This window comes from Mesorhizobium sp. M7A.F.Ca.CA.001.04.2.1 (assembly GCF_003998485.1).
GTDB classification, from domain to species: Bacteria; Pseudomonadota; Alphaproteobacteria; order Rhizobiales; family Rhizobiaceae; genus Mesorhizobium; species Mesorhizobium ciceri.
On record NZ_RZQT01000135.1, the window covers coordinates 1 to 16,263 of the forward strand.

Annotated in this window: 16 protein-coding genes, 1 tRNA gene and 1 pseudogene; 12 read left to right on the forward strand and 6 right to left on the reverse strand. The window is 61.8% G+C overall.

The window, feature by feature from the left end; genetic code table 11:
* Positions 1–174: 174 nt before the first annotated feature.
* A complete protein-coding gene (tig, locus tag EN955_RS28630) occupies positions 175–1,650 on the reverse strand; it encodes a trigger factor (RefSeq protein ID WP_024504406.1) in 1,476 nt (491 codons plus the stop codon).
* A gap of 374 nt (positions 1,651–2,024) precedes the next feature.
* On the opposite strand from tig, the gene EN955_RS28635 reads away from it, so the two are divergent.
* A tRNA-Leu gene (locus EN955_RS28635) sits at positions 2,025–2,109 on the forward strand.
* Between the two features lie 67 nt (positions 2,110–2,176).
* Here EN955_RS28635 and EN955_RS28640 read toward each other — a convergent pair.
* Positions 2,177–2,755: an NUDIX domain-containing protein gene (locus EN955_RS28640; RefSeq protein WP_024504405.1), complete on the reverse strand. Its 579-nt coding sequence runs from the start codon at positions 2,753–2,755 to the stop codon at positions 2,177–2,179.
* Positions 2,756–2,980: 225 nt separating this feature from the next.
* Between EN955_RS28640 and EN955_RS28645 the strand changes: the two genes are divergently transcribed.
* The 3 genes from EN955_RS28645 (at position 2,981) to EN955_RS28655 (ending at position 4,745) form a co-directional block, all read left to right on the forward strand.
* The gene (locus EN955_RS28645) at positions 2,981–4,084 is read left to right on the forward strand and encodes an NADH:flavin oxidoreductase/NADH oxidase (RefSeq protein WP_024504404.1); all 1,104 of its coding nucleotides are present in this window, start codon (positions 2,981–2,983) and stop codon (positions 4,082–4,084) included.
* A 112-nt stretch (positions 4,085–4,196) separates the two neighbouring features.
* The gene (locus EN955_RS28650; RefSeq protein ID WP_013532012.1) at positions 4,197–4,475 is read left to right on the forward strand and encodes a DUF982 domain-containing protein; all 279 of its coding nucleotides are present in this window, start codon (positions 4,197–4,199) and stop codon (positions 4,473–4,475) included.
* A 30-nt stretch (positions 4,476–4,505) separates the two neighbouring features.
* A complete protein-coding gene (locus tag EN955_RS28655; RefSeq protein WP_024504403.1) occupies positions 4,506–4,745 on the forward strand; it encodes a DUF2188 domain-containing protein in 240 nt (79 codons plus the stop codon).
* A 159-nt stretch (positions 4,746–4,904) separates the two neighbouring features.
* Here EN955_RS28655 and EN955_RS35655 read toward each other — a convergent pair whose 3' ends face one another.
* Positions 4,905–5,456 carry a hypothetical protein gene (locus tag EN955_RS35655; RefSeq protein WP_244506952.1) on the reverse strand — a complete coding sequence of 184 codons (552 nt, stop codon included), beginning with the start codon at positions 5,454–5,456 and terminating at the stop codon, positions 4,905–4,907.
* Positions 5,457–5,582: 126 nt separating this feature from the next.
* On the opposite strand from EN955_RS35655, the gene EN955_RS28665 reads away from it, so the two are divergent.
* From EN955_RS28665 to EN955_RS28700, 8 genes are all read left to right on the forward strand, one after another.
* Complete coding sequence (locus tag EN955_RS28665; protein WP_024504402.1) at positions 5,583–6,326, forward strand: competence/damage-inducible protein A; 744 nt, start codon at positions 5,583–5,585, stop codon at positions 6,324–6,326.
* Between the two features lie 81 nt (positions 6,327–6,407).
* On the forward strand, positions 6,408–7,241 hold the full coding sequence (locus EN955_RS28670; protein ID WP_024504401.1) for a universal stress protein: 834 nt from the start codon (positions 6,408–6,410) through the stop codon (positions 7,239–7,241).
* 131 nt (positions 7,242–7,372) lie between these two features.
* Positions 7,373–7,873, forward strand: a complete 501-nt coding sequence (gpt, locus tag EN955_RS28675) for a xanthine phosphoribosyltransferase (protein ID WP_013532017.1) — start codon at positions 7,373–7,375, stop codon at positions 7,871–7,873.
* A 210-nt stretch (positions 7,874–8,083) separates the two neighbouring features.
* On the forward strand, positions 8,084–8,572 hold the full coding sequence (locus EN955_RS28680) for an NUDIX hydrolase (RefSeq protein ID WP_013532018.1): 489 nt from the start codon (positions 8,084–8,086) through the stop codon (positions 8,570–8,572).
* A 133-nt stretch (positions 8,573–8,705) separates the two neighbouring features.
* On the forward strand, positions 8,706–9,017 hold the full coding sequence (locus EN955_RS28685; RefSeq protein WP_013532019.1) for a PilZ domain-containing protein: 312 nt from the start codon (positions 8,706–8,708) through the stop codon (positions 9,015–9,017).
* A gap of 631 nt (positions 9,018–9,648) precedes the next feature.
* Positions 9,649–13,431 (forward strand): vitamin B12-dependent ribonucleotide reductase, encoded by a 3,783-nt coding sequence (locus EN955_RS28690; RefSeq protein WP_024504400.1) that lies wholly within the window; start codon positions 9,649–9,651, stop codon positions 13,429–13,431.
* A 128-nt stretch (positions 13,432–13,559) separates the two neighbouring features.
* Positions 13,560–13,637: a hypothetical protein gene (locus EN955_RS35660; RefSeq protein WP_245265364.1), complete on the forward strand. Its 78-nt coding sequence runs from the start codon at positions 13,560–13,562 to the stop codon at positions 13,635–13,637.
* Between the two features lie 4 nt (positions 13,638–13,641).
* Positions 13,642–13,848, forward strand: a complete 207-nt coding sequence (locus EN955_RS28700; RefSeq protein WP_024504399.1) for a type II toxin-antitoxin system HicB family antitoxin — start codon at positions 13,642–13,644, stop codon at positions 13,846–13,848.
* 342 nt (positions 13,849–14,190) lie between these two features.
* Here the strand turns inward: EN955_RS28700 and fghA are convergent, their stop codons facing one another.
* The 3 genes and pseudogenes from fghA to EN955_RS28720 all read right to left on the reverse strand — a co-directional run.
* Entirely contained in the window at positions 14,191–15,021 is an 831-nt protein-coding gene (gene fghA, locus EN955_RS28710) for an S-formylglutathione hydrolase (RefSeq protein WP_024504398.1), read from the reverse strand.
* A 100-nt stretch (positions 15,022–15,121) separates the two neighbouring features.
* Positions 15,122–15,931: a formylmethanofuran dehydrogenase subunit C gene (locus tag EN955_RS28715; RefSeq protein ID WP_024504397.1), complete on the reverse strand. Its 810-nt coding sequence runs from the start codon at positions 15,929–15,931 to the stop codon at positions 15,122–15,124.
* Positions 15,928–16,263: pseudogene (locus EN955_RS28720) on the reverse strand (formylmethanofuran--tetrahydromethanopterin N-formyltransferase); the annotation flags it as partial. The pseudogene EN955_RS28720 and the gene EN955_RS28715, both read right to left, overlap by 4 nt.

Below are 16,263 nucleotides of genomic sequence, written 5' to 3' on the forward strand. Positions count from 1 at the left end.
CCCAAGTCGGCCCGCACATGAGGCCCAACGCCTCCTGTCAAAATCCCCTGACACAAACAGTCCAAGACACTTCAATCACATAACAAAAAAACCCCGCCGAAAATCGACGGGGTTTGTCAGCAGTCTGGCGGCCGCCTCGAGGGCGGCCTTTCTGTTTTCAGCTGAACGCTGGTCTTATTCGGCGTCGTTGGCGGCCTTCTTCTTCGGCGCGGCCTTCTTCTTGGGCTCTTCCGCGTCGTCGGCCGTCTTGGCGTCGGCCTTCTTGGCGGCGGCTTTCTTCGCCGGCTTCGCCTTGACGGCGGTCTCGTCCTCTTCGTCATCGGCCATCAGCTCTTCCTTGCTGACCTTGACGTCGGTGACCGAAACCTGACCGAGCAGATGGTCGACCACCTTTTCCTCGAACATCGGCGCCCGCAGCGTGTTCAACGCTTCCGGGTTGTTGCGGTAGAACTCGAAGACTTCCTGCTGCTGGTTTCCTGGATAGCGCCGCACCTGCTCGAACAGGCCGCGCTGCAGCTCTTCGTCCGATACGGTCACGCCGGCCTTCTCGCCGATTTCAGCCAGCACCAGCCCGAGGCGCACGCGGCGCTCGGCAAGCCGCAGATACTCGGCGCGCGCCTCTTCTTCCGTCGTCTCTTCGTCGGCGAAGGTGCGTCCGGCTGCTTCCAGATCACGATTGACCTGCGCCCAGATGTTGTTGAACTCGGCGTCGACGAGCTTCGACGGCGCCTCGAACGAATAAGCCGCATCGAGCTGGTCGAGCAGCTGGCGCTTGACCTTCTGGCGCGTCATGGCGCCGAACTGGTTCTCGATCTGGCCGCGCACGACGTCGCGCAGGCGCTCCAGCGACTCCAGGCCGAGGTTCTTGGCGGTCTCGTCGTTGATTTCCAGCGCGCCGGGCTGGGACACTTCCTTGACCGTGACATCGAAGGTCGCTTCCTTGCCGGCCAGATGCGCCGCCTGGTAGTTTTCCGGGAAAGTCACGGTGACCTGCTTTTCGTCGCCGGCCTTGGCGCCGACAAGCTGATCCTCGAAGCCGGGGATGAATTCCTTCGAGCCTAGCACCAGCGGCTGATCGGTGCCGGCGCCGCCATTGAAGGCCTCGCCGTCGATCTTGCCGACATAGTCGATGGTGACGCGGTCGCCATTGGCGGCCTTGCCGGTCTTCGGCTCGTAGCTGCGCGCCGATTCGGCAACGCGCTGGACCTGCTCGTCGATCTCGGCATCAGGCACGTCGAACACCTGGCGCGTCACCTTGATGTCGGAAAAGTCCTTGATCTCGATCGCCGGGATGATCTCGTAGTTGAGGCGGAATTCGAAGTCGGCGCCGCCGGCCAGGATCTTCTCGGCTTCCTTCTCGTCCTCGGTCATGATGACTTCGGGCTGCATGGCAGCCTTTTCACCACGCCCGGTAATGATCGAACGGGTCGAATCGTTGAGGATTTCGTTGACCACTTCGGCCATGAACGACTTGCCGTAGACCTTGCGCAGGTGCTGCACCGGCACCTTGCCAGGACGGAAGCCGTTGATGCGGACCTTGTTGCGGGCATCCGAAAGCCGCGCCATCAGCTTGGCTTCCATGTCACCGGCCGGCACGGTGATCTTGATCTCTCGCTTGAGACCGGAGTTGAGCGTTTCGGTGACCTGCATCGTAAAACCTTTGTTTTCACCAATGAGACTGCCACGGCCTCTGCCGTTCACAGCCTGCCGGTATATTCTTGCCGGGAATGGCTTTTGGTACGGAACCTGGCGATTTGACCGAAAACCCGGCTCAAACTCTCCCAAACTGCGTTCCAAAATGTGAATAAGTTCTTGTTTTTCCTACTTCTTATCACATTCTGCAGAAGCGGATCGTCGCGTCCCGTCACATTTGACACGCCTTTTGTCACAGGCGAGGCCAATTTTCAACAGTCTTCGCATCCCAGCCAATAACCAGCATTCGGGCCTGCCCCACATCTTGTCGCTGGGCCACATCTTGTCTCTGACATTGACAGAATGATGGCCACATGGGATTGCCGGTCCATGCGGATGTGGCGGAACTGGTAGACGCCCTGGATTTAGGTTCCAGTGCCGAAAGGCGTGGGGGTTCGAGTCCCTTCATCCGCACCACCCTTCGCCCTTCGAGCTTCGGGTGGCGGGCCACCCGAAAGCCCTGGCGAAGGAGGACCGGCGCCGTTCAGGCAGGCATCGGATTGAGCTTCAGATGCTGGATCAAGATGATGGTCTTGGCGTCGACGATACGGCCATCGGCGATGCCGGCCAGCGCCTCGTCGAGCGGCATTTCCAGAACCTCGATGTCCTCGCCCTCTTCTTGCGCGCCGCCGCCGGCCGAGATGCGGTCGGCGGGTGAATAGCGGCCGATGAAAAACCAGAGCCGTTCGGTGACGCTGCCGGGGCTCATATACGGCGAAAACAGCCGCTCGATATCCTTCAAGCGATAACCCAGCTCTTCCTCGGCTTCCTTGCGGATGGCGGTCTCCGGATCGTTTTCGTCCAACAGGCCGGCACAGGCCTCGATCAGCGGCTCGCGGTGGCCGGTGACGTAAGCGGGATAGCGGAACTGGCGCACCAGAAGCACGGTCGAACGCAAGGGGTCGTAAGGCAGGATCACCGCACCATCGCCGCGATCATAGGTCTGGCGGATTTGCGTCTCCCACTGACCGTCGCGCCGGCGGTAGTCGAGGACGGTCTTCTTCAGGATGGCCCAGTCGTCGGAGAGGATTTCCTCCGAACGGACGCGAATACGATCTTCCATCCCGGTCTCCATGCTAAAGCGCGTCGCGCTTCATGCTCCTGTTTATGCCTGTCGTTCTCCCAAAACCGGAGCCACTTTTGGGAGACATGCCTGGCCGAGGCGTAGCCGCGAACCGGCATTTCGGCAATCCCGCCCGTGATTGGTCCAGAAGCCCTTTCACCGCCTCGTGTCTGGCGCAGGCGCCATCGGTCGCCTAAATAGCTGCGAACCCTCCCGGAGTTTCTCATGACAGCGTCGCTTTTCCAGTCGATCACTCTCGACGGCCTCACCTTCCCCAACCGCATCGCCGTCGCGCCGATGTGCCAGTATTCCGCCGAGGACGGCTCGGCCAGCGACTGGCATCTCCATCACTGGATGAACCTCGCAATGTCCGGCGCCGGCATGGTCACGGTCGAGATGACCGATGTCGAGCGGCGCGGGCGTATCACCCATGGCTGCCTCGGCCTTTACTCCGAAGACAATGAAGCGGCCGCCCGCCGCGCGCTGGACGCTGCACGACGCGTCGCCGCACCCGGCACGAAATTCGGCTCCCAACTCGCCCATGCCGGCCGCAAGGCTTCGAACCGCAAGCCGTGGGAGGGCGGCGGGCCACTGAAGCCAAACGAGGATCCCTGGCAGACCGTCTCCGCCTCGGCCATCCCCTACGACACCGGCTGGAACGTGCCGCACGCTCTGGAGGACGAGGAGATCCTACAGCTGATCGAGCGCTTCGCCGAGGCGGCAAGGCGAGCCGAACGCGCCGGCTTCGATTTCCTCGAACTGCACGCCGCGCATGGCTATTTGATCTTCCAGTTCCTGTCGCCCTTGTCCAACCAGCGCACGGACCGCTGGGGTGGCGCGCTGGAAAACCGCATGCGTTTTGCCGTCGAAATCACCAAGGCGGTGCGCAAGGCGGTGCCAAAGCTGATGCTCGGCGCAAGGCTGTCGGTGAAGGATTGGGTCGACGGCGGCTTCGACGTGGCGGACGCGATCGAAGTGGCCAAAGCGCTGAAGGACGAGGGCGTTGCCTATCTCTGCTGTTCGAGCGGCGGCAATTCGCCGTTGCAGAAATTGCCCACCGGCCCCGGCTATCAGGTGCATCTGGCGGAGGCGGTGCGCAAGGGCGCTGATATTCCGACCCGCGCCGTCGGCCTGATCGACGACCCCAAACAGGCCGAAGCGATCGTCACCGAGGGCCGCGCCGACATGGTGGCGCTGGCGCGGGCCTTCCTGGCTGATCCGCGCTGGGGGTGGCGTGCGGCGGCGACATTCAGCGAGACAATCCACCCGGCGCCACAACTTGCCCGTTCGGTGACCACGATGCAGCATTGGATGAAGGCGGCGGGCTGAACGGTTCGCGCTCCCGACACGGCGCTGTAGAGCCTTCAAACAGCCTCTGAGACGTTTGGGCGCAGGCTGACGGCCATGGTTGCAACCAAATTGGCTGCTTTGCGTTGCGGCCATGATGGACAACAAACCTTTTGAAGTGCCGGTCGTCGTCGAACTTGGCCACGTCGGCAAATATCGCCACATCCGCAGCGCCCAGGAGGCCGCGGAGTGCCTGATGACGGTGTGGCCGCTCAATCGCGGCCCGCGCCATCGTGATGCCCTCGACACTTGCCTCAAAGTGCTGGAAGGTTATCGTTCGACAGCAGATGCGCGCCGGGCGCTGATTGAAGCCGCCAAGGAATCGGAAGTGCTGGTGCCCGACGACAGACTGCCCGACGACCGACTGCATTGAGCAGACGGACCTTTCAACCGGAGGTTTTTCATGGCGAAGCTGACTTACAAGATCGTCGAACATGACGGCGGCTGGGCCTACAAGGTCGGAGCGACCTTTTCCGAGACGTTTCCCACGCATCAGGACGCGTTGCGCGCCGCCGAAATCGCCTCGGCCGAGCAGCAGGTCGCCGGAGCGACGGACGGCATCCAGTATGAGGACGCCGATGGAAAATGGCATGAGGAACTGGCCGACGGCCGCGACCGGCCGCAGACAGAAGTCTCGGATTGATTCGGTATCGCGGTTGATGTTGAGCGGTCCGACGGAGCGCCGACCGCAGCGCCGTCCGGAGAGAGGACGCGCCAGCGGCCAGCGGCTGTCCTTGCGGACTAGCCCTCGAACATGGATTTCCAGAAAATCGGCGTGCGCTTTTCGGAAATCGCGTTCTGGCTATTTGCCGCAATACTGATCGTTGACGTTTTGCCCTGCGTTAGCGTCCGGGCCTGGTGTGTTGTGGGCACATGGGCCAATAGCGCCGGTGTTGCCTTGGGTGTTCAACCCGGAGCCGTCACTGATGCTTCCCGTGGTGTAGGGGTCGACAGTTGTCTGGTCGTTGTTACCGAACAGCCACCAGTCATGATTGTTTGAGTACCTGTCGTCCAGTGACTGCGCCATCGCCGATGTGGCGAGACCAATCGTCAGGACGGATGCTGCGAGAAGTTTTGTAACCATTGAATCACTCCGTATCTTAGCCGCCTTGGTGCGACACTCATAAAACCCGGTAGTCAGCCGAATGGTTCCTTGAAATTGTCGTGAAGCTGAGGTGAGGCCCCGATCAGCCCGGCCGGCGATGCGCTCGATGGATGCGGCGGTTTGCTCCGGGGCCATGAATTCCGGCAAGTGCCCCTTGTCATAGCACCCGTCGATGTGACCGAGATCTTGCTCGACCGCCACGTCATCGCAGAACATGGTGTGGAAACGAGTTGGCTTCGACCGAGCCATCCACCTCCGGCGGTCATGTAGTCGGGCAGGGAAGCCGGCGCCGCGGAGATGACATTGCGGCCACCGCTGCGCCGCGCTATCTCAGACCACTCGCCTTCCCGGGCCACTCGCTTGCCGGAGCTTCCCATGCCTGAAATCGTGACCGCCGCCATGCTCGTCATCGGCGATGAGATTCTGTCCGGCCGCACCAAGGACAAGAACATCGGCCATCTCGCCGACGTCATGACGGCGATCGGCATCGACCTGAAGGAAGTGCGCATCGTCCCGGACGAGGAAGACGAGATCATCGCGGCGGTGAACGCCGTGCGCGCGCGCTACACTTATGTGTTCACCACCGGCGGCATCGGGCCGACGCATGACGACATCACGGCCGATTCCATCTCCAAGGCCTTTGGCGTGCCTTGCGAATACGATGCCCGGGCCTATGCGATGCTGGAAGCAAGCTATGCCGCGCGCGGCATCGAATATACCGAGGCCCGCAAGCGCATGGCACGGATGCCGCGCGGCGCCGATCTCATCGACAATCCGGTGTCGGTCGCGCCTGGCTTCCGCATCGGCAACGTCCACGTCATGGCTGGCGTGCCGTCGATTTTCCAGACCATGCTCGACAATGTCGTGCCGACGCTGAAGGCCGGCACAAAGATGCTGTCGGCGACCGTGCCCTGCCCGTTCGGCGAAGGCCTCATCGGGGGGCCGCTGGGTGATATCCAGAAAGCGCATCCCGATACGATCATCGGCTCCTATCCGAAATATGGCGATGGCAAGTTCTGGACCGAACTGGTCGTGCGTGCCCGCAGCCAGGAGGCGCTGGACGCTGCCCGCGCCGATGTCGAGGCGATGGTCGCCGGCTTCGCCAGCAATCCCGGCTGATCTGGTCCAGACCGGAACAAAGCACGACGCTGCAACGTTTCCCCGGCACGAGTTCGCCAGCTCGTGAACTGAGGGATTGTCATGCGATTCAAAACCATCGTCGCCATTCTGCAGAACGAGCAGGACGCCGAGCGCGTGCTCGACTGCGCCATTCCGCTCGCCACCCGGTTCCAGAGCCATCTGGTCGGCATCCACGCCGAAACGCTTCCCGTGCCCTACACCTCTGCCACAGGCTTTCCCGACACCGAATTCCTGCAGGTTTCGGCAGACATGAACCGGGAACGGGCCGAGAAATTGAGGACGCTGTTTCTCAGGCATATCGAGGATTCCGGTCTTTCCTTCGAGTGGCGAAGCCTGGAGAGCTTTTCGGGTGACAGTGCGCTGACCGGGATTTCGAGCGTGCGGGCCGCCGACCTGATCATAGCAGCGCAGCGCGAAACGGGCGGCGATTCCAGCGCGGACGTTGACACGCTGGTCTACGATGCCGGCCGGCCGGTGCTGGTGGTGCCGCACGAGGGTCCGCTGATCACCACCTTCAAACGCGTCTTGCTCGCCTGGAACGGCAGCAAGGAAGCGGCGCGCGCCGCCTTCGACGCGCTGCCCTTCATCATCGAAGCCGAGAAGACCGACATATTGGTTATCGACCCTCCTGAAACGCTCGACGACAGCCCGGAGGCCGCCGGCGCCGAAATCGCGGCGGCGCTGTCGCGCCACGGCGCCACCGTCAGCGTCTCGGTGCAGCAGTCGGGCGGCAGTTCGGTCGATGACATCATCCAGACCAGGATCGCGGAAACCGGCGCCGATCTGCTGGTGCTCGGCGCCTACAGCCATTCATGGCTGCGCCAGCTTCTGTTCGGCGGCGTGACGCGCAGCGTGCTGCGCACCGCGCCGGTGGCAGCCTTCCTGTCGCGGTAAGCCCACAGCGATCGCTGGCCCTTGCCTTGCCAAGGCCCCTGCTCTTGCCAAGATGGGGGCTTTCCAGCTAATTCCGCGCGCATTCCCCTGTTTTCTTGCGCGCGATCCCCGCGTGCTGTGGAGTGCGCGACATGTCCCTTCCCGAAAAAGCCTTTCCGGTCTCCTGGGACCAGTTCCATCGCGACGCTCGCGCACTCGCCTGGCGGCTTGCCGGCGCCAACAAGGGGCAATGGAAAGCGATCGTCTGCATCACGCGAGGCGGGTTGGTGCCGGCGGCGATCATCTCGCGTGAACTTGGCATCCGCGTCATCGAAACCGTCTGCGTCGCCTCCTATCACGATTATACCAGCCAGGGGCAGCTGCAGGTCCTCAAGGAGATCACCCCTGCCCTGCTCGCCGAAGACGGCGCCGGCGTGCTGATCATCGACGACCTGACCGACACCGGCAAGACGGCGGGCATCGTGCGCGCGATGATGCCCAGGGCGCATTTCGCCACCGTCTATGCCAAGCCGAAAGGCAGGCCGCTGGTCGATACTTTCGTCACCGAAGTCAGCCAGGACACCTGGATCTATTTCCCGTGGGATATGGGCTTCACCTACCAGAAGCCGATCGCCGACGACCACGCCGGCTGATTCGCAACTACCCTGTTACAGACCAGCAGCTTGCACCGGGGATGGATTTGCTTTCGCAAACACATCCGGCAGAGCCGGATATTTCGCGAAATCGACGTCTATTGGCGGAAATTGGCCAGGCGAATGAAATTTTTTACTTTTATTGCCGACAATTAGCCGTAAGATTCGTGAGACGGCAAACGATTCCGGAGGCTGGGGCTAGCTTCTTCGATGTTGACGAGGCCAACGACACACAATCATCTGGCCGAAAGGGTCCGACGGCTCTTCGGCACCGCGCCGTGCCGCCTGCAGGTTGCCGCCCTGCCCTGGCGCGACACGGGAGACGGCGTCGAAATCATGCTGATCACCAGCCGCGATACCGGCCGTTGGGTTTTGCCCAAGGGTTGGCCAGAGGCCAGGGAGCCGCTCTGCGAGGCCGCGGCGCGCGAAGCCGGCGAGGAGGCCGGGCTGCGCGGCCGTGTCTCTCATCTTGAAGCCGGCCGTTACTTCTACGCCAAGGCGCTGGCTTCCGGCGAAGAAGTCCCGTGCGAGGTCCTGGTGTTTCCGCTGCATGTCGACAAAGTCGCGGACCGCTGGAAGGAAAAACGCTCACGCACCCGCAAATGGGTCCGCGCAAGCGAAGCGGTGCGCATGGTCAACGAACCCGACCTTTGCCAGATCATCGCCTATTTCTGCGCCGACCCGCACAGCTTCTCCTGACGGGCGGCCACACCGCGCTCTTTGCAAAACGGGACTGGCTTGCAAAGGCTGGACACGCGTTGCCGCGCATCGACATGAATGCTTTGCTAAGGAATCAAAGGTAGGATTCGGCAGCTCTGGTATTTTTTGATCGATGGCGAATCCCGCAAATCCAATTCCAAACGAGTCCGACGAGCCTGAGCGCGAGCATCGTCCGCGCGTGCTCAAGGGCGGGTCGATCATCACCGGAATTTCGAATTCGGAAGTCGGCTGCACGCTGCGCAATCAACACGAAGGCGGAGCCGAACTGAAGATACCGCTGGAAGCCCGGGTTCCCGATCGCTTCCTTCTCTATGTGCCGCTCGACGGCATTGCCTATCGGTGCGAGGTCCGCTGGCGTCGCAATGACCGTATCGGGGTGCAGTTCACCGGCACCGAGCCAAAACCCAGGCTGCACTACGGCTGATCCATTCAGGCACGACGCTTTGGATCGTTGCCGCGTCCGGATTGCCTGGTGACGGCAAAATTGCCATCGCCGCACCGCATTCTATCCCCGTTATCCACATATGTGACACACAAGATGTTGGGGTCACAAAAGCTACGCAAACGAATCCTTGACGGCGCAAAACGAGTCGCCTTTTATAGGCCATGCGCTCCTGTTGAGAGTGCGACCGGAAAGTTCTGAGCCCGGTCTTTTTCCCGGATTATGTGCGTTTTGCTCGCATTTCCGCCTGGTTACGAGGCCGGCGGAAGCGTTGGAATTGTGGGGCGGTTGGGGTCGATAGGGACAATTGTCGGGCTTGAATAAATTGTCTGTTAATACTATATTTAGTGTTTGCAGGTAGGTTCGACGCTAGATAGTGTGAATTTCCCTCGACCGAGGGAATCGGAAAAAAATCAGTTTTGAGGGACCCGTGGGTTCGTCGGCACGTTGGACAGGCACTTCGCAAGGAGTTTGACCAGCAGGGCCGGCGGAGGCTGCGAAATGGAGAGCCGGCCGTTTTCGAACGCCGGCAGACGGCGGACATGCGCGTTTCGCATCGGGGGCAGAAATCCCTGGGGAAAAGCGCTACATATAGACAAAAGGGACCGGACCAATGCGCATCGAGCGTCGTTTCACCAAGCCAGGACAGTCCGCCTATGCGGAGATCGAATTCCGCAAGGCGCTTTCGGAGATCAAGAATCCGGATGGCTCGGTGGTGTTCCGCTTGGACAATATCGACGTGCCGGCGCAGTTCTCCCAGGTCGCAGCCGATATCCTGGCACAGAAATATTTCCGCAAGGCCGGTGTTCCGGCGCGCCTGAAGAAGATCGAAGAGAACGACGTCCCCTCCTTCCTGTGGCGCTCCGTCGCCGATGAGGCGGAACTCGCCAAGCTGCCGGAAGCCGAGCGCTACGGTTCCGAGATCGACGCCCGCCAGGTCTTCGACCGCCTTGCCGGCACCTGGACCTATTGGGGCTGGAAGGGCGGCTACTTCAAGGCGTCGGAAGAAGACGCACGCGCCTTCCGTGACGAGCTTGCCTACATGCTGGCCACCCAGCGCGTCGCGCCGAACTCGCCGCAATGGTTCAACACCGGCCTGCACTGGGCCTATGGCATCGACGGGCCGAGCCAGGGCCACTTCTATGTCGACCCGTTCACCGGCAAGCTGACCAAGTCGAAATCCTCCTACGAGCATCCGCAGCCGCATGCCTGCTTCATCCAGGGCGTGCAGGACGACCTCGTCAACGAGGGCGGCATCATGGATCTGTGGGTGCGTGAAGCGCGCCTGTTCAAATACGGCTCCGGTACCGGCTCCAACTTCTCGCTGCTGCGCGGCGAAGGCGAAAAACTGTCCGGTGGCGGCCGCTCGTCGGGCCTGATGAGCTTCCTCAAGATCGGCGACCGCGCGGCGGGCGCCATCAAGTCGGGCGGCACGACGCGCCGTGCCGCGAAAATGGTCATTGTCGACGCCGACCACCCCGATATCGAGGAATTCATCGACTGGAAGGTCAATGAAGAGCAGAAGGTCGCCTCGCTGGTGACCGGCTCCAAGATCGTGAAGAAGCATCTCGAAGCGATCATGAAGGCCTGCGTCAACTGCGAAGGCAATGGCGACGACTGCTTCGATCCGTCGATCAACTCCGCGCTGAAGCGCGAGATCAAGGCGGCCAAGAAGTCGGCCGTGCCGGAGAACTACATCTACCGCGTCATCCAGTTCGCCAAGCAGGGCTATAGCTCGATGTCGTTCAAGACCTACGACACAGACTGGGATTCGGACGCCTACCTTACGGTTTCGGGCCAGAATTCCAACAATTCGGTGTCGCTGAAGGACAATTTCCTGCGTGCCGTCGAGGACGATGCCGACTGGCACCTGACCGCCCGCAAGGACGGCAAGGTGCTGAAGACGCTGAAGGCCAGGGATCTCTGGGAAAAGATCGGTTACGCCGCCTGGGCGTCGGCCGATCCGGGCCTGCATTTCAACACGACGATGAACGACTGGCACACCTGCGCTTCGGCCGGTGCGATCCGGGCGTCCAACCCGTGCTCCGAATACATGTTCCTCGACGACACGGCCTGCAATCTCGCCTCGATCAATCTGCTGCCCTACCGCAACGCCGACGGCACGATCGACATCGCAGCCTACGAGCACACGGTGCGGCTTTGGACCATCGTGCTCGAAATCTCCGTCATGATGGCGCAGTTCCCGTCGAAGGAGATCGCCAAGCAGTCCTACGAATACCGCACGCTCGGCCTCGGCTATGCCAATATCGGCGGCCTGCTGATGACGTCGGGCATTCCCTACGACTCCGACGAAGGCCGCGCGATCTGCGCCGCACTCACCGCGATCATGACCGGCATGGCCTATGCCACCTCGGCCGAGATGGCCGGCGAACTCGGCGCCTTCGCCGACTACGACCGCAATGCGCAGAACATGCTGCGCGTCATGCGCAACCATCGCCGTGCCGCCTATGGCGAGAAGCAGGGCTACGAGAAGCTCGCCGTCAACCCGGTGCCGCTCGTCGCTTCCGACCTGAAGCAGCAGGACCTTGCAACCCACGCCAAGGCCGCCTGGGACCGCGCCATCGAACTCGGCGAGGAGCATGGCTACCGCAACGCGCAGGCGACCGTCATCGCGCCGACCGGCACGATCGGCCTGGTCATGGATTGCGACACCACCGGCATCGAGCCCGACTTCGCGCTGGTGAAGTTCAAGAAGCTGGCCGGCGGCGGCTATTTCAAGATCATCAACCGCGCCGTGCCGGAAGCGCTGCGCACGCTCGGCTATTCCGAAGCCCAGATCGCCGAAATGGAAGCCTATGCGGTCGGCCACGGCAACCTCAACCAGGCGCCCGCGATCAACCCCGGCGCGCTCAAGGCCAAGGGCTTCACCGACGAGAAGATCGCGGCGCTCAACGCAGCCTTGAAGTCGGCCTTCGACATCAAGTTCGTCTTCAACCAGTGGACGCTCGGCGCTGACTGGGTGAAGGAGACGTTCGGCTTCACCGACGAGCAGCTCAACGATTTCTCGTTCGAGATGCTGCCGGCGCTCGGCTTCTCCCGCAAGGACATCGAGGCCGCCAACATCCATGTCTGCGGTGCCATGACGCTGGAAGGCGCGCCCTTCCTCAAGGCCGAACACCTGGCGGTTTTCGACTGCGCCAGCCCGTGCGGCAAGATCGGCAAGCGCTCGCTGTCTATCAACAGCCACATCCAGATGATGGCGGCGGCACAGCCCTTCATCTCCGGCGCCATCTCAAAGACCATCAACATGCCCAACGATGCGACGGTGGAAGACGCCAAGGGCGCCTACATGCTGTCGTGGAAGCTGGCGCTGAAGGCCAACGCGCTCTACCGCGACGGCTCGAAACTGTCGCAGCCGCTCAATTCCTCGCTGCTCGCCGATGGCGAGGACGACGAGGATGAAGCCGTCGAGCAGCTGCTCGCCGCACCTGCGGCAGCACGTGCCGCACAGATCACCGAGCGGATCGTCGAGCGCATCATCGAGCGCGTGTCGCGCGAGCAGGAAAAGCTGCCCGGCCGCCGCAAGGGTTACACGCAGAAAGCCAAGATCGGTGGCAACACCATCTTCCTGCGCACCGGCGAATATGACGATGGCCGTCTCGGCGAGATCTTCATCGACATGAACAAGGAAGGCGCGACTTTGCGTGGCCTTCTCAACAACTTCGCCATCGCCATCTCGCTGGGCCTGCAATATGGCGTGCCACTCGACGAATATGTGCACGCCTTCACCTTCACCAAGTTCGAGCCGGCCGGCATGGTGCAGGGCAATGACGCCATCAAGAGCGCGACGTCGATCCTCGACTACGTGTTCCGCGAGCTGGCGATCTCCTACCTCGGCCGCAACGATCTCGCCCATGTCGACCAGTCGGACTTTTCCAACACCGCACTTGGCCGTGGCATCAGCGAAGGCAAGACCGATGCGGTCTCCAAGGGCCTGACCCGTGGCGCCTCGCCGGTGAAGCTGGTGTCGCGCGTCAGCGGCAACGATCCGAAAGGCTTTGCGGCCCCATCGGGCGCCCCTGCCCGCTCGGCACCGACCGCCTTCTCCGGCTCCAACGTGCTGGCGCTGAAACCCGCCAGCGACGAAGCGGTCGCCTACAAGCGCGATTATGAGGAGCGGGCAAAGGAATTGGCCGAGGACATCGCCTTCGAGGAAGCGGCGGGTGCTGCCTCCGATACCACGGCTGCGCTGTTCACCGACGCCGCGGCCGTCGAGGCGGCCGAAGCAAAAAAACTCGCCAACGACCGCCGCGCCAAATCGCTGCTCCAGGGCTACACCGGCAATTCCTGCTCCGAGTGCCAGAATTTTACGATGGTGCGGAACGGGACCTGCGAGAAGTGCGATACGTGTGGCTCGACGAGCGGGTGCAGCTGAGATCTAGTGCCACCTCGGCTTACAGTTCGCGAGATCATTCGCCTGCTGGAGGCCGATGGCTGGTATCTGGTTGCAACAAGGGCAGCCATCGCCAATATAAGCATGAAGTCAAAGCCGGCCGCGTCACCGTGGCTGGCAAGCCGTCTGAAGAGGTTGCGCCAGGAACACTGAACAGCATCCTCAAGCAGTCAGGTTTGAAGGAGTGATGACATGCGTTACGCGGTGGTGATTGAAAAAGCAGGAAATAATTTTTCTGCCTATGTGCCGGACCTACCCGGCTGCATCGCGACAGGTGCCACTGTGCCTGAAGTGGAAACCGAGATTCGCGATGCAATACGCTTTCACATCGAAGGTTTGCGAGCCGACGGGCTGGATGTGCCCAAGGGTGTCAGCCTCGCGGAATACGTAGAGGCATAGAGGCAGGCCTCCACTCGATCCGGATCAGGCTCTGGTCCGGGCGTCTAACTCGCCGGCAACACCCTTAGCGTCTGCTTGTCAAACAACAGCTCGTCCTGGCCGATGCGGACGAACAGCAGCTTCCGACCCTCGCCCAAGGGTACTTCGAAATACTGGATGCCATCAGGCATTTCGCCCCAGCAGCCGCAGGGTGGGTCGGGAACCTCATCGGGGCTGGCCAGTGCTTTCAGTATTTTCGCAATCCAGGGATGTGTAGCGTTTGACGGCGGCAAGCGCGGCGCTCTCGGTGTAAGGCGTCGCAATAACTTGTTTGCATCTGGCCATGCCTTCGGCCTGCCCAGATCAAAGCCTCTCAGCATGCCATCTCAGATGGTCGTCCATGAAGCTGGAGATGAAAAGATACGAGTGATCGTATCCATCCTGCATCCGCAGCTTTAGCGGAATACCTGCTTTGGCGCAGGCCGCCTCAAGCAGCCAAGGCCTCAGCCCGTCGTCAAGAAATCCATCCGACGTTCCCTGATCCACCAAAAATTCGGGGAAACGGTATCCGTCGTCGATGAGCGACGTCGCGTCGCAGCTTCGCCACGAGGCCTCATCCTTGCCGAGATACTTCTCAAAGGCCGGTTTCGACCAGCCGGCGGTGCTTGGCTGGGCGATCGGGGCGAACGCCGAGCAGCTCTTGAAACGTTGCGGATTCTTCAAGGCAATCGTCAGCGCGCCATGCCCGCCCATCGAATGGCCAAAGATTGCCTGGCGCGCCATATCGGCTGGAAATTCAGCCGCGATGAGGGCCGGCAACTCCTCGGCGACATAGGAATACATACGATAGTTCTTCGCATAAGGCTCTTGCGTCGCATCGAGATAGAAGCCGGCGCCGGAGCCGAACTGCCAGTTGTCTTTTTCATCCGGAATGTCGGCCCCGCGCGGGCTGGTGTCGGGACAAACGACGATCAGGCCGAGCTCGGCGGCCATGCGCCTGTACTCGCCCTTGTCCATTACATTGGCGTGGGTACACGTCAGGCCTGAGAGATACCACACAACGGGACAAGGCGCCTCCCGCGCCTGCGGAGGTATGAAAACGGCAAAAGTCATGTCGCAACGGCAACTCGTCGACAAATGGGAATAGACGCCCTGCACGCCGCCATGGGCTTTCGTTTGAGAGATGATTTTCATGTGTTCTCCACGTTGGAGGTCGAATGACGGTCGGCCCCACCACTACCCCAGCGGCAAGCACTTGCGTCCTGCCATCGTATGGTTCCTGTGTCGACGGATCTCAGCGCGGAAAAAGAACCTCGCCCATTCCGAGCACTGCGTTATCCCCGCCATATTTGCGCGGTGCGTTCCCCAGAAGCGGCCGTTTCAAAATGCCCTCGGCGATCAGATGACGATCGATGATGGCGGCGAAGACGCTTTCGGGTGCGCCGCATTCGACGAAGCTCGGCGACATGCGTGCCGGCGCGCGATCGAGAAGGATCGAACCGCGACGCATCAGATAGCCGGGCATCTCACCGGTGCCACCGGCCACCACCAGGGTGCCGGCGATCATACGGCTACCTGCATGGTCGCCGGAGCCTTTCAGCACCGCGATCAGGCCGCGCCGCATGCGGTCCGCGGCGAAGGCGCCCGCTTTGCCCCTGACGATCAAAACACCGCCGTTGATGCCGGCCAGTTCCCCGACGAGCGGCGCACCGAGGTGGTCGCCGGCATTGCCTGTTATCTCAAGCCTGCCGCCGCGCATGCCGGAGCCGGCGTGTGGACCCGCATTGCCTTCGATCGTGAGCTTGCCACCGCGCATGGCGCGCCCGGCCTGGGCGCCGGCATTGCCAACGAGGCGAACCGACCCACCCCGCATGCCTTGCGCCACAAGGTCGAGGCGCGTGCTTCCGCCTTCGAACACGATGTATGTCGGATCGCTGCCGGCGACGCGAAAAATGTCGCCCACCTTCGATCCGTGCTTCGACATGCCGATCTGGATTCTTTCGACGTCGCGCCTTTCGATTCCGGCCAGCCGCTCCGGCGTCAGCGGCGATAGGTCAAGGCGCTCCGCCGGCTCGGCAACCAGGGTGAAGGTCAGCGCCTTCATGGCAGCATATCCTTCAGCGAGTAGATGAATTTTCCGAGCTTGCCGCCGTAATTGCCGGCGCTGATCCGAACCGCGCCTCTTTTCGGGCCGAGATCTATGACAGCCTTGATGCCGGCCTTCATCGCGGCGGCAACTGCATCATTGGTCTCACCATCGATGACGATTTCCAGGACGGCGTTGATGTCGGGACCGAGTTCACTCGCGACGACGCCGCGCAGTGTCGGCGCGTAGGCTTCGTTGGCCGAGGCGATCATGCCTTTGTATTTGCCACCGATCTTGGAACCCGAACGGGCAATGCCGCCCGGAAACGGCACGATGGCGCCAGGCACCAT